Source organism: Pseudomonas sp. St29 (assembly GCF_001547915.1).
Lineage (GTDB): Bacteria > Pseudomonadota > Gammaproteobacteria > Pseudomonadales > Pseudomonadaceae > Aquipseudomonas.
In genome coordinates, this window is record NZ_AP014628.1 from 4,070,615 (window position 1) to 4,094,249 (window position 23,635).

The window sequence follows — 23,635 nt, forward strand, 5'->3', positions numbered from 1 at the left end:
GTTGGTTTTCCAGCCCCCCTGCACTTTGTAAGGACGCCTTACAGGTGTGCGTAGCCAGCCGCTGCCACGAACTGCGGAAGTCGCCACAACTGACCGTTCGCGCCCCAGGTCCCATCCTCCACGTCGCTGACCATGATGGAGGTCGCCAGCCGCTGCGCTTCAGGCAAGGCCACGGTGTCCATGATCGCTTGGTGCACTGCTGCGGCGTAGCGCGCGCGATGCGCGTCATCCAGTACCCCGGCCGGGGCGAGGATCTGTACCAGGCATGGCACGAACTGGCTGAAGTCGTCGCTGCCGCCGCAGCGCCACATGCCCGCAGGAATCTCCTCGGCGATCACCCAGCATAGGCGCCGCTGACGCGGGTCCGCTCCCAGCCCGCTGCACTGTGTAGCCGCCGCATCGACGGCGATGAGCATCCGTTCACGCTGCTGGGCACTCAGTACGCCGGCGGGCGTCTTGATGAAAATAGTCGGCATTGATCACATCTCCTGTGGGAAAGAGCCGCTATTAAAGAGCGCGACCAGCGCAAGCAACAGTGGCCGATTTGCCGTAAAACATGCACTATCAGCCAATGTACGATTTCACTCTGGTGGTGCCTCAAGGCGCCTTCGCTTCCAGCGTCACCCTTACCCTGGATCTGCTGGCCACCGCCGCCAAGCTTGCGTCCCGGGCAGGCGTGGCCGCGCCACGCTGGCGCGTGTGCGGTCTCAGCGCCGGCACCATTGAGTTGGCTGGCGGCCTGCAATTGCAGGTTGCAAACCTGCCCGCCCGAACGAACAAGCACGAGTGCTGGATCCTGCCTGGACTGGACGTAGACGACGCCGCGCAACTCGGGGTACGCCTGGCCCAGCCAGACGTCGCACCACTGGCTGCCGCCCTGCGCCGTCACGCCGAAGCAGGCGGCAAGATTGCTGCTTCGTGCTCGTCCGTGTTCTTGCTCAACGCCGCCGGGCTGCTGAATGGACGCTGCGTTACGACCACCTGGTGGCTGGCGTCCGCATTGCGTCACGCGGCCCCGCAGGCACGCGTGGAGCCGGACCGCATGGTGCACACCGATGGTCCGCTGATTACCGCGGGCGCAGCGCTGGCCCACGTGGACCTGCTGTTGTACGTACTGCGCCAGCGCTTCGGCGAGCGCTTGGCCGCGATGTTAGGCCAGGCGCTCCTGGTGGAGCGTCGACGCCTGCAGTCGCCCTACATGTCCCCGACGATGATGGCGCCCGAAAACGGTCTGATTGCCCAACTGACAACGCATATCGCGCAGACGATGCCAGCGCCGGTGACAGTGGGCGCGCTGGCGCTCAAGGCAAACGTATCCACGCGCACGCTCAACCGGCAGGTCACCAGAGTGCTCGGCTACGGGCCGCAGCAATTGATCCAGTCGGTGCGATTGAACAAGGCGCGGGCGCTACTGGAAAGTAGTGGGCTTTCGGTGGAGGAAGTGGCGGCACAGGTGGGGCTGGGAGATGCGGCGACTCTGCGGCGCTTGCTGCGCAGGCGCCTGGATGTGACACCGAGTCAGATTCGCGGCGAGGGGTTTGCTGTTGACAGCTCCAGGCCCTTCCCACGCCAGTAAACAGCCGAGAAGATCCTGGAGAGCATCGCGCACATAGGCAAGCGGCCCTGCCCCACCCGCCGCCTTACCGACCACCTTGACGTGGGCAACACTGGCTGATTTCCATGCCCGGATTTGCGCCTGTTGAGAAGGGTTCAACCCTGGACTTGAAAGCCCTGAATGACGCCGGATTTCAGTGGAGCACGCAGAAACGAAAAAAGGACCCGAAGGTCCTTTTTTCAATGGCTTACAGAATTCAATGTAACTCTGCAGCGCTGTATTTGGAGCGGGAAACGAGACTCGAACTCGCGACCCCGACCTTGGCAAGGTCGTGCTCTACCAACTGAGCTATTCCCGCAACGTCTTGGTGTTGCGCATTCTATAGAAATCCGAATGCGCGTCAAGCCTTTGATTCAAAAAAACTTATTTTTTCTCGTTGTCAGTTTTCAGGTGCGGCCAGGCGGCCCGCAGGTACTGCAGCATGGACCACAAGGTCAGGCCCGCTGCCGCCAACAGCAAGGCGTAACCCACCAGCACCCAGAAGCTGAAATCTGAGGGATTGGCCAGCAAGATCACCAGCGCCAGCATCTGCGCCGCTGTTTTCCATTTGCCCATGTTCGATACCGCCACCTGGGCGCGGGCGCCGAGCTCGGCCATCCACTCGCGCAGCGCCGAAATGACGATTTCACGGCCGATGATCACTGCGGCGGGCAAGGTCAGCCACAGGTTGTGATGCTCTTGCACCAGCAGCACCAGGGCCACCGCCACCATCAACTTGTCGGCCACCGGGTCGAGGAACGCGCCGAATGGCGTGCTCTGCTGCAGGCGTCGCGCCAGGTACCCGTCCAGCCAGTCCGTGGCAGCCGCAAAGGCAAACACTGAACTGGCTGCCATGTAGCTCCAGCTATAGGGCAAATAGAACAGCAATATGAAAATCGGGATGAGCAGGACGCGTAGAACGGTGATCAGATTCGGGATATTCATCGGCACAACTGGCTACGAGGTGATTGGGCATTCTACTCGCTGTGCAGGTTTGCATAAATCAACTCTGCGAGCTTTTTACTGATTCCCGGTGCTTTGGCAATCTCGTCGATGCTGGCACGGGACAGTTCCTGCAATCCACCAAAATGTTTAAGGAGATCCCGTCGACGCTTGGGTCCGACGCCCGCCACCCCTTCCAGGGTCGAGGTGCGCCGGGTCTTGCCGCGTCGGGCACGGTGACCGGTGATCGCGAAGCGGTGGGCCTCATCGCGGATTTGCTGGATCAGATGCAGGGCCGGGGAATCGCCCTTGAGGGTGAACTCGTGGGCCGCATCGTTGAGGTACAAGGTTTCGAAACCGGCCTTGCGCGTGGCGCCCTTGGCAACGCCAAGGAGAATCAGGTCCGGCACCGCCAGCTCGTTGAGCACGTCACGGGCCATGGACAACTGCCCCTTGCCGCCATCCACCAGGAGGATGTCCGGCAGCTTGCCCTCGCCTTCCTTGAGCTTGCTGAAGCGTCGGGTCAGGGCTTGGTGCATGGCTGCATAGTCGTCGCCGGCGGTGACGCCTTCGATGTTGTAGCGCCGGTAATCGGATTTCAGCGGCCCTTCCGGGCCGAACACCACGCAGGACGCGACAGTGGCCTCGCCGCTGGAGTGGCTGATGTCGTAGCACTCCAGGCGCTGCGGTGGCTCGTCCAGGTTCAGCACTTCGGCCAGGGCTTCGAATCGCGCCGCGACATGCTGACGGTTGGCCAGGCGCGCGCTCAGGGCCTGTTCGGCGTTGGTCACCGCCAGTTGCTGCCAGCGCGCCCGGGTGCCGCGGACCCGGTGACTGATGGTCAGCTCGCGCCCGCGCAATTCATCAATGGCGGCGATCAGGGTCGGGAAGTCGTCGTGCACCACGTTGACGATCAGCTCGGAAGGCAGGTCGCGCTCCGGGCTGCTGACAAAATACTGGCCGAGGAAGGCCGACATGACTTCCGCCACGTCTTCCTCGATGCCCACCTGGGGAAAGAAGTTCTTGCTGCCCAGCACCCGCCCGCCACGCACGCTGATCAGGTGCACGCAGGCGCCGCCCGGGTTGACGAACGCGGCCACCACATCCACATCGCCGGTGCCGCCTTCCATGCTCTGCTGGTCCTGGACCCGGCGCAGCAGGGAGATCTGGTCCCGCAGCTCGGCGGCCTTTTCAAAATCCAGGGTGCCGGCGGCCGCTTCCATGGCGCTGGAGAGTTCATCGGTCAGGGCGTTGCTGCGTCCTTCCAGGAACATCACCGAGTGGCGCACGTCCTCGGCATACACTTCAGGCGCCACAAGGCCGACACAAGGCCCCTTGCAGCGCTTGATCTGATACTGCAGGCAGGGTCGGGTACGGTTCTTGTAGTAGCTGTCCTCGCACTGGCGAACCATGAAGGTCTTCTGCAACAGGCTCAGGCTTTCGCGGATGGCTCCGGCACTGGGGTAAGGGCCGAAGTACTTGCCCTTCTGCTTCTTCGCCCCACGATGGATGCTGAATCGCGGAAAATCGCCGTCCGAAAGGAACACATAGGGATAGGATTTATCGTCGCGCAGCAGAATGTTGTATGGCGGCCGCCATTCCTTGATCAGCGTCTGCTCCAGCAGCAGCGCTTCGGTCTCGTTGGCGGTGATGGTGGTTTCGATCTGGGCGATACGCGCCACCAGGGCGGCGGTCTTCGGTGCCTGGCCGGTCTTGCGGAAGTAGCTGGACAGGCGGTTTTTCAGGTTCTTGGCTTTACCGACGTACAGCAAGCGTGCATCGCTGTCGAACATGCGATACACGCCAGGACGGCCACTGCAGGTAGAAAGAAAAGCGCTGGGATCAAACAGGTCGGTCATTTCAGAGGCTGGCATCGACCATGCCATGACGAACCGCCAACAGCGTCAGCTCGACATCGCTGCTGATCGAGAGCTTCTCGAAAATACGATAGCGATAGGTGTTCACGGTTTTCGGCGACAGACACAGCTTGTCGGAGATGATCTGCACTTTCTGGCAACCGACAATCATCAGCGCGATCTGAATCTCACGCTCGGACAACGCGTCGAACGGCGAGTCGCTGGAAGGCTGAAACGATTTGAAGACCAATTGCTGGGCAATCTGCGGGCTGATGTAACGCTGGCCGGCAAATACCAGGCGAATCGCCTGGACCATTTCGTTGAGGCCTGCGCCCTTGGTGAGGTAGCCCGCCGCGCCGGCTTGCAGCAGGCGAGTCGGAAACGGATCCTCCTCGCAGACAGTCACCGCCACGACCTTGATGTCCGGATGGCTGCGCAGCAGTTTGCGCGTGGCTTCAAGACCTCCGATCCCGGGCATCTTGACGTCCATCAGGACGACGTCGGGCTTCAGCTCCCGCGCCTTGAGCAGGGATTCTTCCCCTGACTCCGCCTGCCCGACTACTTGCAGGCCATCGATGTCAGCCAACATTCGTGTAATGCCCGTACGAACGAGATCATGGTCATCGACTACTAGCACCCTAATCAAGCAGACACCTCGCGATTTGGTCTTTAAAGGTTGCCGGACACCTTAGCAAAAAAGCGACGTACAAACCTAATCACAAGCGCTATATAAAATTCATCGGCGAGCGATAAAGCCACGCCGCCTGCCAGACCGCAGACCGCGTCGCACCTTCAGGCCCCGGCAGCCCGGGGCCCGCTACCCGGGTCCGGGGCCTGCGACAGTAGGACGCTCCATGCGCCAGAAACACTCCTCCTCCCCCACCACCTGCAACCCCATCCGTTCATACAGACGCTGTGCCGGGTTGCCCTTGAACACGGTCAGGCGCAACAGGCCAAGGTGTTCCTGGCGCGCCCGCTCCAAGAGCCGCGCCAGGACCCAGGCGCCGGCACCGCGCCCGCGCCACGCCTGCAGCACATGCAATTCACGAATATACAGGGCCCGCAGGTCCCGACTCAGGCTGACATAGCCCAGCACCTCGTCTGCCTGGCAGATCAGCAGATTCTCGCGACCGGCCCAGGCCACATCGAACGCCTCATCGAGCCATAGCAGGTCATTGCGAATGTAATAGCCGAGCATGGTCGAGCGGGTCAGGTCCCGGGCGAAAGCCAGGTCGGCCGCTGACGCCGGGCGCAATTGCAGTGCATTCATCAGCCGGCCACCGGCACAACCCGGGCCTGCCATTGCCCGGCCACGCAGCGGGCAATCAACAGCGCTTCGCCAACCCCCTCCACGGCGCCCAGCAACTGGCCGTCACGGCCCCAGATCGCGCTACGCCCGGCACAGGCCCAGCCACCGCTGGGACCGCCATGATTGGCCATCAACAGCACAACGCCGTAGTCCCGGGCATAACCTTGCAACAAGGCGCTGTCGGCGGCATAACCGCCCTCGCTGATCAGCACCCCGGCAGCATAGATGTCGGCACCGGCAGCCACTGCAGCCTCTACGTGACTGGCATGACAAAAATCCGCGCACACCGCCAGGGCCAACCTCGCCTCTGCCAGTTGCAGCGGCGCCCCGCCCGTGCCGGGGGCAAAGAAGCGCTCCTCCCCGGCATGCAGATGCTGCTTGCTGTACACCGCCAGCGAGCCGTCGGCTGCCAGCACCAGCGCCCCGATCAGCACCGGCCCGTCCTCCGCCAGGCGAATCGGCAAGCCCACCACCGCCGTCAGTTGCAGTTCCCGGGCCAGGTCCCGCAGCGGCTGCAACCGTGGGGAATCCGGTGCCAGCGCCAGTTGCGCGGCCAGTGGCGGCTCATAACCGGTCAGGGACAGTTCGGGAAACACCAGGACCTGCACCCCCTGTTGCGCCGCTAGCCGCATCAGATGCTGATGCCGGGCCAGATTCCCCTGCCAGTCGCCAGCAATGGATACCGATTGGGCGGCAGCGAGGGTCAGCACGGTCATGGAGATTCCTTGGCGAGGCAACGAGGGGGAGCGGCGAGTGTGGCATAAATCCTGGCGGCGCTTAATCCATCGCCCAAGACAACAGCGTCCATAGAAATTACTGATTGAATCGCGGCCCTGGCCTCTAGTAAGCTCGCCCCACTTCACGGAGAAACCCCATGCTGTCCCAGACCCCTTCCCTGCACCGCCACACCGCCAGCGCACTGCGTTCGGTTGCGGCTGCCCGGGTCAATGGCAACCTGGCTCCGGTCAACTTTTATTTTGGGTATTGGTTTAGCCACTGGCGCGCCTGATACCCAACCGGCGCCCACTTTGACGGGTCGCCTACCAGAGAAATCTCAACCCCCGGTCGGCCTCCCGACCGGGGGTTTTGTTTTTTCCGGCACCACGTTTTCAACCACGACTTTTCTGCAACACACCGAACTTACCGAGGATTGCCCCATGAACTACGCCACCTATTACCGCTACGACATGTTTTCCGCCTGGCGATTTAGCAGCCTCCGCTCGGGACAGCCTGCCGCCTCCGATCGGTCACCTACCGGTGGCAATTGCACACTGATGGCCAGTACGGCCAATTGTCGAACACCCCAGTAGGGCCGCGCGCGGGACATCACCCGCCGCCCGCCCAGGAAGACCGCACATGAACTCGTCCGTATCCGCTCTGCCCCTGTCCGCCCACGTCAGCGCCAATGAACCCCTGACCCGGCGCCTGCCCAGCTCCCTGGAGCTCAAGCAGCAACTGCCGCTGTCCCTGGCCCTGAGCCAGCAAGTTGCCAACTACCGCCTGGCGGTGCGCGCCATTCTCGAAGGTCGTGACCCACGCCTGCTGGTCGTCGTCGGCCCCTGCTCCATCCACGACCCGCAATCGGCCCTGGAATACGCCGCCAACCTGGCCCGCCTGGCCGAAGAGTTGAGCGACCAGATGCTCCTGGTGATGCGCGCCTACGTGGAAAAGCCCCGCACCACCGTCGGCTGGAAAGGCCTGGCCTACGACCCGCACCTGGATGGCAGCGACGACATGGCCGTCGGCCTGAGCCTGTCCCGGGACCTGATGCGCGAGATGCTGCGCCTGGGCCTGCCGATCGCCACCGAACTGCTGCAACCCATGGCCGCCGGCTACTTCGACGATCTGCTGAGCTGGGTGGCCATTGGCGCGCGCACCACCGAATCGCAGATCCACCGGGAAATGGCCAGCGGCCTGGAAATGCCCGTGGGCTTCAAGAACGGCACCGACGGCGGCGTCGCCATCGCCTGTGACGCCATGCGTTCGGCGGCGCACCCGCACCGTCACTTCGGCGTCGACAGCCAGGGCCACCCGGCGATCATCCAGACCCCGGGCAACCCCGACACCCACCTGGTGCTGCGCGGCGGCCATCGCGGGCCGAACTACGACCGCCAGAGCGTGGCCCAGGTCCAGCGCGACCTGCACAAGCTGAAGATCCCGGCGCGGATCATGGTCGATTGCAGCCACGCCAACAGCGGCAAGGACCCGTTGCGCCAGCCGGCGGTGTTCAACGAGGTCCTGGAGCAACGTCTGCAGGGCGATCGCTCGCTGGTCGCAGTGATGCTGGAAAGCCACCTGTTCGAAGGCTGCCAACCCTTAAGCGGCCAACTGCGCTACGGCGTGTCGGTGACCGACGGCTGCCTGGGCTGGGCCGCCACCGAGCAACTGCTGCGCCGCGGCGCAGAACAACTGCAACAAGCAGGCAAGGTCGCCGCCGTCCCCGCCTGACCGCCACCGCCCCAACCCCGCCCGCCGCCCGCGCAAGCGCCGGGCGGCAACGCTTTGCAGGAACTTTGACAAGAAATAGCCACCTGAATCCGGTAGGCTCTCAACTTTCTTGAAAGGAGCAACATCCATGGCCAAAGCCACTGCCCGTCACATCCTGGTTGCCAGCGAAGCCAAGTGCAACGAACTCAAAGCCGAGATCGAAGCCGGCGCCGACTTCGCCGAAGTCGCGAAAAAGAACTCCACCTGCCCGTCCAGCCGCGACGGCGGCAACCTGGGCTCCTTCGGCCCGGGCCAGATGGTCAAGGAATTCGACACCGTGGTGTTCAGCGCCCCGGTCAACGTCGTGCAAGGCCCGGTGAAGACCCAGTTCGGCTACCACCTGCTGGAAGTCACCAGCCGCCAGGACTGATCCCCTCGCGCTTGTGCCTGCTCAACGGCCCGCCTCCTGGTGGGCCGTTGCGCTTGTAAAAGCGGCTGGCCAGTCACAGGCCGCTAGCGTACAAATCGTGGTCATCGATCACCCGGCTCCTAAGGCTGACAATGCGACTGCTTTCCTCCACTGTGCTTTTCACCGTCCTGCTACTGGGCGCCGCGGGTGCCCAGGCGGCACCGCAACACGCCATGACCGTCTACGGCGAACCGGCCAAGTATCCCCAGGGCTTCAGCCACTTCGACTACGTCAACCCCCAGGCCCCCAAGGGCGGAACCCTGCGCCGCTCGGCCATCGAGATCGGCCGTTTCGACCATGTGCTGCCTTATATAGACAAGGGCATCGGCGTCTCCCAGCTCGACGGCCTGGTCTATTCGCCCCTGGCCCTGCGCTCCCTGGACGAGCCCTACACCGTCTACGGCCTGGTGGCACAGAAGATGGAGCGCGCCGAAGACGGCCTGTGGCTGCGCTTCTACCTCAACCCCAAGGCCCGCTTCGCCGATAACACGCCGATCACCGCCGAAGACGTGCGCTACAGCTACGACCTGCTGATGACCCAGGGCAGCATGCGCTACCGCACCCAGTTCGAGGACGTCAAAGGCGTCACCGTGGAATCGCCGCGGGTGGTGCGTTTCTACTTCAAGAGCAACGAAAACCGCACCCTGCCCCTGGATATCGCGACCCTGCCGGTGTTCCCCGAACACTGGTGGAAGAGTCGCGACTTCGCCGCTGGCGGTGGCTATGAAGCGCCCCTGGGCAGCGGCCCCTATCGGGTGGCCAAGGTGGATTCGGGCAACAGCATCACCTTTGCCCGCAACCCCGACTGGTGGGGCAAGGACCTGCCGGTCAGCCGCGGCCTGTACAACTTCGACCATTTCAGCGTCGAGTACTTCGGCGATATCGACGTCGCCCGGCAAGTGCTGCGCGGCGGCGCCTACGACTACAACCGCGAATTCTCCGCCACCGGCTATTCCATCGGCTACGACAGCCCGGCCCTGAACGACGGCCGCCTGCAAAAGGCCCACCTGGCCCGATCGGCGCCGCAACCGGCCCAGGGCTACGTGTTCAACCTCGACCGGCCGGTGTTCCAGGACCGCCGGGTGCGCCAGGCCCTGGCCATGCTCTGGGATTTCGAATGGAGCAACCGGCAGATGATGCGCAACCTCTACATCCGCCAGCAGAGCTTCTTCTCCAACACCCCGCTGGCGGCCCGCAGCCTGCCGGACGCCGAAGAGCTGAAGATCCTCGAACCGCTGCGCGGGCAGATCCCCGACGAAGTCTTCACCCAGGTCTTCGAAGCACCGAAAACCGACGGCAGCGGCGTGATTCGCGACAAGCAGCTGCAAGCCCTGGCCCTGCTGGAACAGGCCGGCTGGAAAGCCGAGGGCGACAAACTGGTGAATGCCGACGGCGAACCCCTGAGCTTCACCTTCCTCATCACCCAGGGCTCCATCGAACGCCTGCTGCTGCCCTACAAGCGCAACCTGGCACAGATCGGCATCAGCCTGAACATCCGCCGCATCGACCCCTCGCAATACGTCAACCGCCTGATGGCCCGGGACTACGACATGATCGTCACCGGCTACCCGGTGACCACCTCGCCGGGCATGGAGCTGCACAACTACTTCGGCTCGGCCGCGGCCAACGATCCGGGCTCCAACAACTACATGGTGCTCAAGAACCCGGCGGTGGACAGCCTGCTCAACGGCCTGGTGAAAGCCACCAGCCAGCCGGAGATGCTGCGCTACGCCCACGCCCTGGACCGGGTACTGCAGTGGAACTACTACTGGATCGCCAACTACTACCCGCCCGGCACCTCCACGGTGTGGTGGAACCGCTTCGGCATGCCCAAGGTGCCGGCGAGCAACGACGAAGCCATCGAAAGCTGGTGGGAAGTCAGCAGCACCGCGCTGACCAATGAACAGATGGCCGCCGAGCTGATCCGCCGTGGCCAACCCGGAGGGCGCCACTGATGCCGGCCTACATCCTGCGGCGCCTGCTGCTGATCATTCCGACCCTGCTGATCATCCTTCTGGTGAACTTCGTCATCGTCCAGGCCGCCCCCGGCGGCCCGGTGGAACAGGCCATCGCCCGCCTGCAAGGGATCGGCGGCGGCGCGGTCGGCGGCTCCGCCGATGCCATGAGCAGCAGCGGCTCCCGAGCCAGCCGCGGCCTGGACCCCAAACTGATCCAGGACATCGAGAAACAGTACGGCTTCGACAAGCCGGCCCACGAACGCCTGTGGCTGATGCTGAAAAGCTACGCCCGGCTGGACTTCGGCAAGAGCTTCTTCCGTGGCGCCACGGTCACCGACCTGATCCTGGAAAAAATGCCGGTGACCATCTCCCTCGGCCTCTGGGCCACCCTGATCACCTACCTGGTGTCGATCCCCCTGGGGATTCGCAAGGCGGTGCACCACGGTAGCCACTTCGACATCTGGAGCAGCACCGCGATCATCATCGGCTACGCCATGCCGGCCTTCCTGTTCGCCATGTTCCTGATCGTGCTGTTCGCCGGCGGCACCTCGCTGAACTGGTTCCCGGTGCGCGGCCTGGTCTCGGACAACTTCGAGCAACTGAGCACCCTGGGCAAGGTCGCCGACTACTTCTGGCACCTGGTGCTGCCAGTCAGCTCCCTGGTGATCGGCGGCTTCGCCACCCTGACCATCCTCACCAAGAACTCCTTCCTCAACGAGATCACCCGCCAGTACGTGGTCACCGCCCGGGCCAAGGGCCTGAGCGAACGCCGGGTGCTGTATGGGCATGTGTTCCGCAACGCCATGCTGCTGGTGGTGTCGGGGATCCCCCAGGCCTTCATCAGCGTGTTCTTCGCCGGCTCCCTGCTGATCGAGGTGATCTTTTCCCTCGACGGCCTGGGCCGCATGAGCTACGAGGCCGCGGTGTCCCGGGACTACCCGGTGGTGTTCGGCTCGCTGTTCATCTTCACCCTGTTCGGCCTCCTGATAAAACTGATCGGCGACCTGTGCTACACCCTGGTCGACCCGCGCATCGACTTCGCCGCGAGGAACGCCTGATGCTCAAGCTTTCTCCCGTGGCCCGCCGGCGCCTGGACCGGTTCAAGCAAAACCGCCGTGGCTGGTGGTCGCTGTGGCTGTTCATCGGCCTGTTCATCCTGACCCTGGGCGGCGAGCTGATCGCCAACGACAAGCCGCTGGTGGTCAGCTACCAGGGCTCGTTGTACTTCCCGGTGTTCAAGCGCTACACCGAGCAGGAATTCGGCGGCCAGCTGCCGTTCCAGGCCGACTACCGCAGCGACTACGTGCAGCAGCTGATCCGCAAGGACGGTGGCTGGCTGCTGTTCCCGCCGATCCCCTTCAGCGAAGACACGCCCAACTACGACCTGACCCAGCCCGCCCCCAGCCCGCCGAGCAAGGTCAACTGGCTGGGCACCGACGACCAGGCCCGGGACGTGGCCGCGCGAGTGATCTACGGCGCCCGGGTGTCGATCCTGTTCGCCCTGGCCCTGACCGCCATCAGCGCCCTGATCGGCATTGCCGCCGGCGCCTTGCAAGGCTATTACGGCGGCTGGGTCGACCTCTTGGGCCAGCGCCTGCTGGAAGTCTGGTCCGGGCTGCCGGTGCTCTACCTGCTGATCATCCTCTCGGGGTTCGTCGAGCCGAATTTCTGGTGGCTGCTGGGGATCATGGCGCTGTTCTCCTGGCTGGCCCTGGTGGACGTGGTGCGCGCCGAGTTCCTGCGCGGGCGCAACCTGGAGTACGTCAAGGCCGCCCGGGCCCTGGGCCTGAGCGACCGCAAGGTGATCCTGCGGCACATCCTGCCCAACGCGATGAACGCCACCCTGAGCTACCTGCCGTTCATCCTCACCGGCGCCATCTCGACCCTCACCGCCCTGGACTTCCTCGGCTTCGGCATGCCCGCCGGCAGCGCCTCCCTGGGCGAGTTGATCGGCCAGGGCAAGCAGAACCTGCAGGCGCCGTGGCTGGGGCTGACGGCGTTTTTCACCCTGGCGCTGATCCTCTCGCTGCTGGTGTTTATCGGCGAAGCCTTGCGCGATGCCTTTGATCCACGATCTTGAAGCGGACGGTAGCAATGACTGACAACCTCATCGAAATCCGCCAGCTCAAGGTCAGCTTCGGCGCACAGACCGTGGTCCGCGACCTGAGCCTGGACATCCGCCCCGGCGAGTGCCTGGCCCTGGTGGGCGAGTCCGGTTCGGGCAAGTCGGTGACCGCCCACTCGATCCTGCAACTGCTGCCACAGACCGGCTGCAGCAGCTCCGGTAGCGTGCGCTACCGCGGCCAGGAGTTGATGGGCAGCGACCCGGCGACCCTGCAAAAGCTGCGGGGCAACCGCATCGCCATGATCTTCCAGGAGCCCATGACCTCCCTCAATCCGCTGCACAGCGTGGAGAAGCAGATCGGCGAAACCCTGCTGCTGCATCGCGGCCTGGGCGGCAAACAGGCCCAGGCGCGGATTCTCGAACTGCTGGAACTGGTGGGCATCCAGAAACCCCGTGAACGGCTCAAGGCCTACCCGCACCAACTCTCCGGCGGCCAGCGCCAACGGGTGATGATCGCCATGGCCCTGGCCTGCGAGCCGGAGCTGCTGATCGCCGACGAACCCACCACGGCCCTGGACGTGACCGTGCAGCGCAAGATCCTGCTGCTGCTCAAATCCCTGCAGCAGCGCCTGGGCATGTCCCTGCTGCTGATCAGCCACGACCTCAACCTGGTGCGGCGCATCGCCCAGCGGGTGTGCGTGATGAAGGCCGGGGAAATCGTCGAACAGGCCGACTGCGACACCCTGTTCCGCGCCCCGCAACACCCCTACAGTTGCGAGCTGCTGCACGCCGAGCCCGAAGGCCGGCCACTGTGTCGCGACAGCCGGGAAACCGTGCTGGAGGTGAACAATCTCAGCGTCGATTTCCAGATAGCCGGCGGCCTGTTCCGGCGCAAGCAATACCTGCGGGCAGTGGACGACATCAGCCTCAGCGTCGAGCAAGGCAAGACCCTGGGCATCGTCGGCGAGTCCGGCTCGGGCAAGTCGACCCTGGGCCAGGCGATCCTGCGCCTGCTGGATTCCCGGGGCAGCATCCGCTTCCAGGGCCAGGCCCTGGACGGCCTCGACCAGAAACAACTGCGGCCCTGGCGCAAACAGATGCAGGTGGTGTTCCAGGACCCCTTCGGCAGCCTCAGCCCGCGCATGTCGGTGGCGCAGATCATCAGCGAAGGCCTGGAAGTGCACAGCCAGTACGACGCCCGCCAGTGCGATGAACAGGTGATCCGCGCCCTGGAGGAAGTCGGCCTCGATCCCGACAGCCGCCACCGCTACCCCCACGAGTTCTCCGGCGGCCAGCGCCAGCGCATCGCCATTGCCCGGGCCCTGGTGCTCAAGCCGGCGCTGATCCTGCTGGACGAACCGACTTCGGCCCTGGACCGCACCGTGCAGAAACAAGTGGTGGCCCTGCTGCGCCAACTGCAGGAAAAGTACGGCTTGACCTACCTGTTCATCAGCCATGACCTGGCGGTGATACGGGCCCTGGCCCACGACATGATCGTGATCAAGGACGGCCAGGTGGTGGAGCGCGGCGCCAGCCACGACGTGTTCGACAACCCGCAGCACCCCTACACCCAGGAGCTGCTGGCCGCCGCCCATCCCGGCTGACCCGCCGCCGACGACCCTTTTTCGCAGCCTCGCAGGCTCGGCAGCGGCGACAGAAGGCGCGCGGTTCTTTGTAGCCGCTGCCGCAGGCTGCGAACGGCCGCGCAGCAGACGCCGCCCTAGAGACCGCCGAAGGTCCTGCGGCCCTTTACGCAGCCTCGCCAAGGCTCGACAGCGGCTACAGAAGGCACACTGTTCTTTGTAGCCGCTGCCGCAGGCTGCGAACGGCTGCGCAGCAGACGCTGCCCTAGAGACCGCCAAAGGTCCTGCGGCCCTTTGCGCAGCCTCGCAGGCTCGACAGCGGCTACAGAAGGCGCGCTGTTCTTTGTAGCCGCTGCCGCAGGCTGCGAACGGCTGCGCAGCAGACGCTGCCCTCAAGGCCGCCGAAGGTCCTGCGGCCCTTTGCGCAGCCTCGCAGGCTCGGCAGCGGCTACAGCGCAACAACCGGGGCAGACTGCGGCATAATCGCCGCGCCCATTTTCAGGATGCCGCCATGAACGACAGCGAAAGCCTCAAGGATTACCAGCGTGTGCGCCAACTGGCGATCCGCTCGCTGTTCGAGATCATCGAGCAGTCCAGCGAAGGCACGGTGATCGTCGATCGCGACGCCAATATCGTCTGGATGAACGAGCGCTACGCCCGGCGCTTCGGCCTGGAATCGGCGGCCTTCGCCATCGGCAAGCCCTGCGAAAGCGTGATCCCCGGCAGCCTGCTGCGGGAAGTGGTACGCACCGGCCGCCCGATCCTGCTGGACATGCAGGACACCCCCAAGGAACCGCTGGTGGTGATGCGCCTGCCGATCCACGACGCCGCCGGCACGGTGATCGGCGCCATCGGCTTTGCCCTGTTCGACGAACTGCGCAGCCTGTCGCCGATGCTCAAGCGCTACCTGAGCATGCAGGAAGAACTGGCCTCCACCCGCTCCCTGCTGCGGGCCCGGCAGACCAAGTACAACTTCGCCCATTTCATCGGCACCAGCGCCGCCAGCCTGGAAGTCAAACGCCGGGCCCGACGCAGCGCCAGTGCCGAATCCCCGGTGCTGCTGCAAGGCGAAACCGGCACCGGCAAGGAGCTGCTGGCCCAGGCCATCCATGCCGCGTCGCCCCGGGCCCACAAGCCCTTTGTCAGCATCAACAGCGCAGCGATTCCCGAGGCGCTGCTGGAGGCGGAGTTCTTCGGCACCGCCCCCGGTGCCTTCACCGGCGCCGACCGCAAGGGGCGCGCCGGCAAGTTGCAGATCGCCCAGGGCGGCACCCTGTTCCTCGATGAAATCGGCGACATGCCCCTGCCCCTGCAAAGCAAGTTGCTGCGGGTGCTGCAAGAGAAGGAGTTCGAGCCGGTGGGCTCCAACGAAGTGATCCACAGCGATGTGCGGGTGATCGCCGCCACCTCCACCGACCTGGAAGCGGCGATCAAGCGCGGCGAGTTCCGCGCCGACCTGTACTACCGGCTCAACGTGCTGCCGATCCAGGTGCCGGCCCTGCGCGAACGCCTGGACGACCTGCCGGCCCTGAGCGAAGGGATTCTCGAAGAACTGCGCAGCCAGCATGAACTGGATCGCGAAGCCCTGGCCCTGCTGGCGCAACATGCCTGGCCGGGGAATATCCGCGAGCTGCGCAACGTGCTGGAACGGGCGGCGCTGCTCAGCGACGACCTGATACTCACTGCCGCGGACATTCGCGCGGCAATCGGCAGCTTCAGCCCGGTGCAGCGCGATGCGGCCCCGCTGCCCGCCGAGTCGCCGAGCCAGGAAACCTTCGCCGCGGCCCGGGAACGATTCGACCGGCAACTGATCAGCGCCACCCTGGCGCAATGCGCCGGCAAGGTGGACGAAGCGGCGCGACGCCTGGGGCTGGGCCGTTCGACGCTGTACAAGAAGATGGCGGCCTTGGGGATTGCCGAGTCTCCATAAAGAGACATCAATCTCTATTTAGAGAAATTACCGGCGTGCTCCGCGCTTTTCGCTGGCAAGCCAGCTCCTACGGCGCTCCGAACGATCTCTGTAGGAGCAGGCTTGCCAGCGAAGAGGCCGACCAATCCAAAAAAGTCTCAAAAAAGAGAAAATCAACTCCGAACCGCCCCTAGAAAAATAAAAATACTCATACATTTCAACAACTTAAGCAGATGGCACAGTTCTCGCTATAACGCTCTCCACACGCAACACCCGACAACAATAACAATCCTGGAGAGACACACCATGAGTGTGATCATTGCCTTGGCAGCCCTGGCGCTGCTGATGCTGGCGGCCTACCGTGGCTACAGCGTCATCCTCTTTGCCCCCATTGCCGCCCTCGGCGCAGTGCTGCTCACCGATCCGTCCGCCGTGGCGCCCGCCTTTACCGGGGTGTTCATGGAGAAGATGGTCGGCTTCATCAAACTGTATTTCCCGGTGTTCCTGCTGGGCGCGGTGTTCGGCAAGCTGATCGAGCTGTCGGGCTTCTCGCGCTCCATCGTCGCCGCGGCGATCCGCCTGCTTGGCACTCGCCAGGCGATGCTGGTGATCGTGCTGGTCTGCGCCTTGCTGACCTACGGCGGCGTCTCGCTGTTCGTGGTGGTGTTCGCCGTCTACCCCTTCGCTGCCGAGATGTTCCGCCAGAGCAACATCCCCAAGCGGCTGATCCCGGCGACCATCGCCCTGGGCGCATTCTCCTTCACCATGGACGCCCTGCCCGGCACCCCGCAGATCCAGAACATCATCCCCAGCACCTTCTTCAACACCACCGCCTGGGCCGCGCCCTGGCTGGGCGTGATCGGCACCATTTTCGTGTTCTGCGCCGGCATGCTGTTCCTGCAGCGCCAGCGCAACAAGGCGCAGAAGGCCGGTGAAGGCTACGGCACCGAACTGCGCAACGAACCGGAAACCGCCGAGGACCTGAAGCTGCCCAACCCCTGGCTGGCGCTGTCGCCGCTGCTGCTGGTGGGCATCATGAACCTGCTGTTCACCCACTGGATTCCCCAGTGGTACGGCAAGACCCACAGCCTCAGCCTGCCGGGCATGGCCGCCCCGGTAACCAGCGAAATCGCCAAGCTCACCGCCATCTGGGCGGTGCAGGCGGCCTTGCTGGTGGGCATCCTGATGGTGCTGGTGTGCGGCTTCTCGGCGATTCGCAGCAAGCTCGCCGAGGGCAGCAAGAGCGCGGTCAGCGGTGCCCTGCTGGCGGCGATGAACACCGCTTCGGAATACGGTTTCGGCGCCGTGATCGCCTCCCTGCCAGGCTTTCTGGTGCTGGCCGACTGGCTCAAAAGCATCCCCAACCCGCTGGTCAACGAAGCCATCACCGTAACCCTGCTGGCGGGCATCACCGGCTCGGCCTCGGGGGGCATGAGCATCGCCCTGGCGGCCATGTCCGAAAGCTTCATCAGCGCCGCCCATGCCGCCAACATTCCCCTGGAAGTGCTGCACCGGGTGGCGTCCATGGCCAGCGGCGGCATGGACACCCTGCCGCACAACGGCGCGGTGATCACCCTGCTGGCGGTCACCGGGCTGACCCACCGCGAAGCCTACAAGGACATTTTCTGCATCACCCTGATCAAGACCCTGGCGGTGTTCGTCGTCATCGCCACTTTCTACGCCACCGGCATCGTGTGAGGTATTCATGAGCACTCTTTCTGGCAAGACCGCCCTGGTCACCGGTTCCACCAGCGGCATTGGCCTGGGCATCGCCCGGGTCCTGGCCAAGGCCGGGGCCAAGCTGATTCTCAACGGCTTCGGCGATGCCTCGAAGGCCATCGCCGAGGTCGCACAATTCGGCGGCCAGGTCGGCCATCACCCGGCGGACGTCAGCGACCCGGCGCAGATCGCCGAGCTGTTCGCCTACGCCGAACGGGAGTTCGGCGGCGTCGACATCCTGGTCAACAACGCCGGCATCCAGCACGTGGCGGCGGTGGAGGAATTCCCCGTGGAGCGCTGGGATTCGATCATCGCCATCAACCTGTCCTCGGTGTTCCACAGCACCCGCCTGGGGCTGCCGGGAATGCGCGCCAAGGGCTGGGGGCGGATCGTCAACATCGCCTCGGTGCACGGCCAGGTCGGTTCCGTGGGCAAGGCCGCCTATGTGGCGGCCAAGCACGGGGTCATCGGCCTGACCAAGGTGGTGGGCCTGGAAACCGCCACCAGCAACATCACCTGCAACGCCATCTGCCCCGGCTGGGTGCTGACCCCGCTGGTGCAGAAGCAGATCGACGACCGCGTCGCCGCGGGCACCGATCCGCAACAGGCCCAGCATGATCTGCTGGCGGAAAAGCAGCCGTCCCTGGAGTTCGTCACCCCGTCGCAACTGGGCGAGCTGGTGCTATTTTTGTGCAGTGACGCCGGCGCCCAGGTGCGCGGCGCGGCCTGGAACATCGACGGTGGCTGGCTGGCGCAATAACCCCGCCCCTGCCCCCCACTCTTTCTGTGGCGAGGGAGCTTGCTCCCGCCGGGTCGCGTAGCGGCCCTAAAACCAGGCAACCGAGATTCAACGACAAAAGGCGGTCGTCTGGTGGACGACCGCTACGCGGCCGAACGGGAGCAAGCTCCCTCGCCACAAAGAACGACAGTGCACACCGAACATAAGAAGAAATAGAGGCCTTGCATGTCCGACCTTCTCTGGCAACCCAGCGCCGAACGCATCGGCAAGACGCGGATGGATGCCTTCCGCCGCTTCGTTAATCAGCGCCACGGCCTGAACCTTCATGACTACCCCAGCCTGCACCAGTGGAGCATCGACCAGCGCGAACGCTTCTGGCAGGCCATCGTCGACTTCTTCGAGGTCAGCTTCCACCAGAGCGCCGAATGCGTGCTCCGCGAAGGCCCGCAGATGCCCAGCGCGCAGTGGTTTCCCGGCGCCACCCTGAACTTCGCCGAGCACCTGCTCAAGCGCCGGGACGACGCAGTGGCGGTGGTGGCGATCAACGAAAGCCGCCAGCGCGAACAGCTGACCTACGCCGAACTGGCGGCCCAGGTCGCCGGCCTGCAACGCGGCCTGCGGGCGGCCGGGGTCGGCCTCGGCGACCGGGTCGCCGCCTGCATGCCCAACACCTGGCAAACCCTGGTGGCGATGCTCGCCAGCACCAGCCTCGGCGCGGTGTGGTCCAGCTGTTCGCCGGACTTCGGCACCCAGGGGGTGATCGACCGCTTCGGCCAGATCGAACCCAAGGTACTGATCACCTGCGCCGGCTATCGCTACGCCGGCAAGGACATCGACCAGACCGCCAAGGTCAATGAAATCCTCGAGCGCCTGCCGTCCCTGGAGCAGTTGCTCATCGTGCCCCATGCCCGCCCGCAAGCCCGGGCCGAGGACTTTTGCACCCAGGCCCGCGTCAGCGTGTGGGACGACTTCTACCGCCCCGGCGGCGAGCCCGAGTTCGTCCCGGTGCCCTTCGCCCATCCGCTGTACATCCTCTATTCCAGCGGCACCACCGGGGTGCCCAAATGCATCGTCCACGGCACCGGCGGGGTGCTGCTGCAACACCTCAAGGAACACGGCCTGCACACCGACCTCGGCCCCGGCGAGCGGCTGTTCTACTACACCACCTGCGGCTGGATGATGTGGAACTGGCTGGTCTCGGCCCTGGCCACCGGCGCCAGCCTGGTGCTCTACGACGGCTCGCCCTTCCACCCGACCAATGAACACCTGATCGACCTGATCGATAGCGAAGCCATCAACGTCTTCGGCACCAGCCCCAAGTACCTGGTGGCCCTGGAAAAGGCCGGCAGCCGGCCGCGCCACAGCCACCGCCTGGACAGCCTGAAGACCCTGCTGTGCACCGGCTCGCCGCTGTCGCCGCAGAGCTACGACTACGTGTACCGCGAGATCAAGCGCGACCTGTGCCTGGCCTCGATGTCCGGCGGCACCGACATCGTCGCCTGCTTCGTCGCCGGTAACCCGATCCAGCCGGTACGCCGCGGCGAGATGCAGGGCAAGGGCCTGGGCATGGCCATCGAAGTGTGGAACGACCAGGGCCGGCCGGTGATCGGCGAAAAAGGCGAACTGGTGTGCACCCGGCACTTTCCGAGCATTCCGGTGGGCCTGTGGCACGACCCGGACCAGAGCAAGCTCAAGGCCTCGTACTTCAGCCTGTTTCCCGGGGTCTGGGCCCAGGGCGACTACGCCGAACAGCTGGCCGATGGCGGCTGGTTGATTCACGGCCGCTCCGATGCGGTGCTCAACCCCGGTGGCGTGCGCATTGGCACCGCGGAGATCTACCGCCAGGTGGAGAAGCTGGAACAGGTCCTGGAAAGCCTGGCCATCGGCCAGAGCTGGGAGCACGACGTGCGGGTGGTGCTGTTCGTGCGCCTGCAGGACGGCGTGGTGCTGGATGAGCCCTTGCGGGAACGGATCCGCCAGGTGATCCGCGACAACACCACCGCGCGCCACGTCCCGGCGAAGATCCTCGCGGTCACCGACATCCCCCGCACCATCAGCGGCAAGATCGTCGAACTGGCGGTGCGCAACCTGGTGCATGGCCTGCCGGTAAAAAACACCGACGCCCTGGCCAACCCCGAGGCCCTGGAGCAGTTTCGCGACCGCGAAGAACTGCGCCACTGACGACGGCCAACCGCCGCCGCCCCCTTCACAGCGCAGCACCTGTAGCCGCTGCCGAGCCCGCGAGGCTGCGCAAAGGGCCGCAGGACCTTCGACGATCTCAAGGGCAGCGCTTCATGCGACGCAGTGCCGCCCGGAGCGTTCGCAGCCTGCGGCAGCGGCTACAGGAACCGTTCAGCCCCTCTAGACTGGTCATCCGCCGCAAAAGCGGGTGAAAATGCCGGCGTCAGAAACGCCTACACTCCATCCGTTTGAATATGCACGGCATGTCCATGCGACTTTTTCAGTACGCGACCCATGACGCTGCCGCGTAACACCGCTGCGCCCAGGACCCACCCGACATGAATGCCCCCCATTCCGGCAGCGAAGCCGCCACCCTGATTGCCCGCCTGGACTGGTCGGCCACGGCCCTCGGTCACTCCGGCCAATGGCCCCAGAGCCTGCGCACCGCGGTGGACATCGTGATCCATTCACCGATGCCGATGTTGCTGCTGTGGGGCGGCGAGCTGACCCAGATCTACAACGACGGTTTCGCCCTGCTGGCTGGCAACAAGCACCCCCACGCCTTCGGCCAGCCGGCGCACCTGATCTGGCCGGAGCTGATGGACTTCACCGACCCGGTCTACCGCGCGGTGCTCAACGGCCAGGTGCGCAGCTTCAGCGAGCAGCGCTTCAGCCTGCAACGCAGCAACGGCAGCGAATACGACCTGTGGCTGGACCTGACCTACAGCCCGATCCGCAACGAGCGCGGGGACGTCGCCGGGATCCTGGTGACCGCCATCGAAACCAATGAACGCCGGCGCATCGCCCTGGAGCTGCAGCAGCGTTCCGAGGCCAGCCTGCGGGCCCAGCACGAAACCGAAGAACGCCTGCAACTGGCCCTGGCGGCCACCGACGCGGTGGGCACCTGGGACTGGGACATTGGCGAAGACCGCTTCATTGCCGACGCCCACTTTGCCCAGCTGCACAGCGTCGACCCGCAGCAATCCCGGCAACTGCCCATCAGTGAATACCTCAAGGGCGTGCACCCGGAAGACCGGGCCATGGTGGCCCGGAGCATCAAGCACTGCATCACCCAGGGCAGCGAATACGCCGAGGAGTACCGCCTGCAACTGGCCGACGGCCAGGTGCGCTGGGTGTTCGCCCGGGGCCGCTGCTACAAGGATCACCATGGCCGGCCCACGCGCTTTCTCGGCGCCGCCCTGGACCTGACCGAACGCAAGCAGATGGAGCAGGCCCTGCGCCAGAGCCAGACCGAGCTGCAACTGATCATCAACGCCATGCCGGTGCTGATCGGCTATGTCGACCACGAAGAACGCTTTCGCCTGAACAACAGCGCCTACCTGGACTGGTACGGCCTGACCCCGCAGGAGCTGTACGGCAGGACCATTCGCGAAGTGGTGGGAGACGAGATCTACGCCACCCGCGCCGAGAACATCAAGGCGGCCCTGGCCGGTACGCCGTGCAGCTTCGAGGCCAACTCGCCGCACCGCGACGGCCGTCCGCGCCATGCCCTGATGAAATACCTGCCGCGCCACGGCGCCGACGGCGCGATCAACGGCTTCTACATCTTCGTGATCGATGAAACCGAGCGCAAACAGACCGAAGAAGCCCTGCGCAACCTCAACGAAACCCTGGAAGAGCGGGTCAATCGGCGCACCGAAGCCCTGGCCACCGCCAACCAGCGCCTGCAGAACGAGATGTTCGAGCGCGAGCGCGCCGAAGACGCCCTGCGCCATGCGCAGAAGATGGAAGCCGTGGGCCAGCTCACCGGCGGCATCGCCCACGACTTCAACAACATGCTCACCGGCATCATCGGCAGCCTGGACCTGATGCAGCGCTACATCGATAACGGGCGCGGCGACGAAATCGGCCGCTTTACCGAAGCCGCCATGTCCTCGGCCAAGCGTGCCGCCTCCCTGACCCACCGCCTGCTGGCCTTTTCCCGTCGCCAGTCCCTGGACCGCCGGCCCCTGGACCCAAACCAGCTGGTGCGCTCGCTGCACGAGCTGTTCAACCACACCAAGGGCGAGCACATCCAACTGCAGATGCAACTGGCCGACGATGTCTGGCCGGTGAACACCGACGCCAGCCAGTTGGAGAACGCCCTGCTCAACCTGGTGATCAACGCCCGCGACGCCATGCCCCACGGCGGCCGACTGCTGATCGAGACGGCCAACAGCTACCTCGACGGCAGCGACATCCGCACCCTGGAACCGGTCAAGGCCGGTGACTACGTGATGCTCGGGGTCAGCGACAACGGCGCCGGCATGAGCCCGCGCATTCTGGCCAAGGCCTTCGACCCGTTCTTCACCACCAAGCCCATCGGCCAGGGCACCGGGTTGGGCCTGTCGATGATCTATGGCTTTGCCCAGCAGTCCGGCGGCCACGTGACCATCAGCAGCGAACCGGACCAGGGCACCTGCGTGCGCCTGTACCTGCCGCGCCTGCACAGCGCGCCCCCGGCAACGGCGGAACCGGTGGGCAGCCCGCCAGCGCCCCAGGCCATGGCCGGGGAAAGCGTGATGGTGGTGGAAGACGACCCGGCGGTGCGCATGCTGGTGCTCAATGTGCTCAACGAACTGGGCTACCGCGCCTTCGAGGCCGAGGACGCGCGCAGCGCCCTGCCCTTGCTGGAGTCGCCGACGCGCATTGATTTGCTGGTGACCGATGTCGGCCTGCCGGGCATGAACGGCCGGCAGTTGGCGGAGATTGCCCGCCAGCAGCGCCCGGGGCTCAAGGTGCTGTTCATGACCGGCTACGCGGAAAAGGCCGCCGAGCGCCAGGGCTTCCTGGAACCGGGGATGGACCTGCTGGCCAAGCCGTTTTCCATTGAAGAACTGGCGCAGAAGATTCGTCAGATGATCGGTTGCGAGACCTGAATTCA

The 23,635-nt window shown here is 64.9% G+C and carries 18 protein-coding genes and 1 tRNA gene; 12 read left to right on the forward strand and 7 right to left on the reverse strand.

Annotated features, from left to right (window positions below):
* Window positions 1-38: 38 nt before the first annotated feature.
* Window positions 39-476 carry a tautomerase family protein gene (locus PST29_RS18045; RefSeq protein ID WP_060843944.1) on the reverse strand — a complete coding sequence of 146 codons (438 nt, stop codon included), beginning with the start codon at window positions 474-476 and terminating at the stop codon, window positions 39-41.
* 95 nt (window positions 477-571) lie between these two features.
* Between PST29_RS18045 and PST29_RS18050 the strand changes: the two genes are divergently transcribed.
* The gene (locus PST29_RS18050; protein ID WP_060843945.1) at window positions 572-1,576 is read left to right on the forward strand and encodes a GlxA family transcriptional regulator; all 1,005 of its coding nucleotides are present in this window, start codon (window positions 572-574) and stop codon (window positions 1,574-1,576) included.
* Between the two features lie 261 nt (window positions 1,577-1,837).
* On the opposite strand, the gene PST29_RS18055 is transcribed toward PST29_RS18050, so the two are convergent.
* The 6 genes from PST29_RS18055 to PST29_RS18080 all read right to left on the reverse strand — a co-directional run bounded on the left by PST29_RS18055 (window position 1,838) and on the right by PST29_RS18080 (window position 6,417).
* Window positions 1,838-1,913 (reverse strand) — tRNA-Gly (locus tag PST29_RS18055).
* 65 nt (window positions 1,914-1,978) lie between these two features.
* Window positions 1,979-2,539, reverse strand: a complete 561-nt coding sequence (pgsA, locus tag PST29_RS18060; RefSeq protein ID WP_011061839.1) for a CDP-diacylglycerol--glycerol-3-phosphate 3-phosphatidyltransferase — start codon at window positions 2,537-2,539, stop codon at window positions 1,979-1,981.
* A gap of 32 nt (window positions 2,540-2,571) precedes the next feature.
* Window positions 2,572-4,395, reverse strand: coding sequence for an excinuclease ABC subunit UvrC (gene uvrC, locus PST29_RS18065; protein WP_060839892.1), 1,824 nt, complete (start codon window positions 4,393-4,395; stop codon window positions 2,572-2,574).
* A gap of 1 nt (window position 4,396) precedes the next feature.
* Window positions 4,397-5,038 (reverse strand): response regulator transcription factor GacA, encoded by a 642-nt coding sequence (gene gacA, locus PST29_RS18070; protein WP_011061841.1) that lies wholly within the window; start codon window positions 5,036-5,038, stop codon window positions 4,397-4,399.
* 171 nt (window positions 5,039-5,209) lie between these two features.
* Window positions 5,210-5,662: a GNAT family N-acetyltransferase gene (locus tag PST29_RS18075; protein ID WP_060843946.1), complete on the reverse strand. Its 453-nt coding sequence runs from the start codon at window positions 5,660-5,662 to the stop codon at window positions 5,210-5,212.
* Window positions 5,662-6,417 (reverse strand): carbon-nitrogen hydrolase family protein, encoded by a 756-nt coding sequence (locus PST29_RS18080; RefSeq protein ID WP_060843947.1) that lies wholly within the window; start codon window positions 6,415-6,417, stop codon window positions 5,662-5,664. Before PST29_RS18080 ends, PST29_RS18075 begins: the two co-directional genes overlap by 1 nt.
* 640 nt (window positions 6,418-7,057) lie before the next feature.
* On the opposite strand from PST29_RS18080, the gene PST29_RS18085 reads away from it, so the two are divergent.
* The 11 genes from PST29_RS18085 (at window position 7,058) to PST29_RS18135 (ending at window position 23,630) form a co-directional block, all read left to right on the forward strand.
* Window positions 7,058-8,149, forward strand: a complete 1,092-nt coding sequence (locus PST29_RS18085; protein WP_060843948.1) for a 3-deoxy-7-phosphoheptulonate synthase — start codon at window positions 7,058-7,060, stop codon at window positions 8,147-8,149.
* A 127-nt stretch (window positions 8,150-8,276) separates the two neighbouring features.
* Window positions 8,277-8,558: a peptidylprolyl isomerase gene (locus tag PST29_RS18090; protein WP_007924449.1), complete on the forward strand. Its 282-nt coding sequence runs from the start codon at window positions 8,277-8,279 to the stop codon at window positions 8,556-8,558.
* Window positions 8,559-8,689: 131 nt separating this feature from the next.
* Complete coding sequence (locus PST29_RS18095) at window positions 8,690-10,552, forward strand: extracellular solute-binding protein (protein WP_060843949.1); 1,863 nt, start codon at window positions 8,690-8,692, stop codon at window positions 10,550-10,552.
* Complete coding sequence (locus tag PST29_RS18100; RefSeq protein WP_060839897.1) at window positions 10,552-11,613, forward strand: microcin C ABC transporter permease YejB; 1,062 nt, start codon at window positions 10,552-10,554, stop codon at window positions 11,611-11,613. The genes PST29_RS18095 and PST29_RS18100 overlap by 1 nt, the downstream gene beginning before the upstream one ends.
* On the forward strand, window positions 11,613-12,635 hold the full coding sequence (locus PST29_RS18105) for an ABC transporter permease (protein WP_060839898.1): 1,023 nt from the start codon (window positions 11,613-11,615) through the stop codon (window positions 12,633-12,635). The genes PST29_RS18100 and PST29_RS18105 overlap by 1 nt, the downstream gene beginning before the upstream one ends.
* A gap of 14 nt (window positions 12,636-12,649) precedes the next feature.
* Entirely contained in the window at window positions 12,650-14,224 is a 1,575-nt protein-coding gene (locus PST29_RS18110) for an ABC transporter ATP-binding protein (RefSeq protein ID WP_060839899.1), read from the forward strand.
* Between the two features lie 490 nt (window positions 14,225-14,714).
* Window positions 14,715-16,133, forward strand: a complete 1,419-nt coding sequence (locus PST29_RS18115) for a sigma-54 interaction domain-containing protein (protein WP_060843950.1) — start codon at window positions 14,715-14,717, stop codon at window positions 16,131-16,133.
* A 285-nt stretch (window positions 16,134-16,418) separates the two neighbouring features.
* Window positions 16,419-17,810: a GntP family permease gene (locus PST29_RS18120; RefSeq protein ID WP_016967002.1), complete on the forward strand. Its 1,392-nt coding sequence runs from the start codon at window positions 16,419-16,421 to the stop codon at window positions 17,808-17,810.
* 7 nt (window positions 17,811-17,817) lie between these two features.
* Window positions 17,818-18,591 carry a 3-hydroxybutyrate dehydrogenase gene (gene hbdH / locus PST29_RS18125; RefSeq protein ID WP_060839901.1) on the forward strand — a complete coding sequence of 258 codons (774 nt, stop codon included), beginning with the start codon at window positions 17,818-17,820 and terminating at the stop codon, window positions 18,589-18,591.
* A gap of 204 nt (window positions 18,592-18,795) precedes the next feature.
* Window positions 18,796-20,751 (forward strand): acetoacetate--CoA ligase, encoded by a 1,956-nt coding sequence (locus PST29_RS18130; protein WP_060843951.1) that lies wholly within the window; start codon window positions 18,796-18,798, stop codon window positions 20,749-20,751.
* A 338-nt stretch (window positions 20,752-21,089) separates the two neighbouring features.
* Window positions 21,090-23,630, forward strand: a complete 2,541-nt coding sequence (locus PST29_RS18135; protein WP_060843952.1) for a PAS domain-containing hybrid sensor histidine kinase/response regulator — start codon at window positions 21,090-21,092, stop codon at window positions 23,628-23,630.
* Window positions 23,631-23,635: the final 5 nt, after the last annotated feature.

Coding starts and splice junctions, on each gene's coding strand:
- PST29_RS18045 (WP_060843944.1), bottom strand. CDS start 476: ATGCCGACTATTTTCATCAAGACGCCCGCCGGCGTACTGAGTGCCCAG.
- PST29_RS18135 (WP_060843952.1), top strand. CDS start 21,090: ATGAATGCCCCCCATTCCGGCAGCGAAGCCGCCACCCTGATTGCCCGC.
- PST29_RS18115 (WP_060843950.1), top strand. CDS start 14,715: ATGAACGACAGCGAAAGCCTCAAGGATTACCAGCGTGTGCGCCAACTG.
- PST29_RS18110 (WP_060839899.1), top strand. CDS start 12,650: ATGACTGACAACCTCATCGAAATCCGCCAGCTCAAGGTCAGCTTCGGC.
- PST29_RS18130 (WP_060843951.1), top strand. CDS start 18,796: ATGTCCGACCTTCTCTGGCAACCCAGCGCCGAACGCATCGGCAAGACG.
- pgsA (WP_011061839.1), bottom strand. CDS start 2,539: ATGAATATCCCGAATCTGATCACCGTTCTACGCGTCCTGCTCATCCCG.
- PST29_RS18105 (WP_060839898.1), top strand. CDS start 11,613: ATGCTCAAGCTTTCTCCCGTGGCCCGCCGGCGCCTGGACCGGTTCAAG.
- PST29_RS18100 (WP_060839897.1), top strand. CDS start 10,552: ATGCCGGCCTACATCCTGCGGCGCCTGCTGCTGATCATTCCGACCCTG.
- PST29_RS18090 (WP_007924449.1), top strand. CDS start 8,277: ATGGCCAAAGCCACTGCCCGTCACATCCTGGTTGCCAGCGAAGCCAAG.
- hbdH (WP_060839901.1), top strand. CDS start 17,818: ATGAGCACTCTTTCTGGCAAGACCGCCCTGGTCACCGGTTCCACCAGC.
- PST29_RS18050 (WP_060843945.1), top strand. CDS start 572: ATGTACGATTTCACTCTGGTGGTGCCTCAAGGCGCCTTCGCTTCCAGC.
- PST29_RS18075 (WP_060843946.1), bottom strand. CDS start 5,662: ATGAATGCACTGCAATTGCGCCCGGCGTCAGCGGCCGACCTGGCTTTC.
- uvrC (WP_060839892.1), bottom strand. CDS start 4,395: ATGACCGACCTGTTTGATCCCAGCGCTTTTCTTTCTACCTGCAGTGGC.
- PST29_RS18120 (WP_016967002.1), top strand. CDS start 16,419: ATGAGTGTGATCATTGCCTTGGCAGCCCTGGCGCTGCTGATGCTGGCG.
- PST29_RS18095 (WP_060843949.1), top strand. CDS start 8,690: ATGCGACTGCTTTCCTCCACTGTGCTTTTCACCGTCCTGCTACTGGGC.
- PST29_RS18085 (WP_060843948.1), top strand. CDS start 7,058: ATGAACTCGTCCGTATCCGCTCTGCCCCTGTCCGCCCACGTCAGCGCC.
- PST29_RS18080 (WP_060843947.1), bottom strand. CDS start 6,417: ATGACCGTGCTGACCCTCGCTGCCGCCCAATCGGTATCCATTGCTGGC.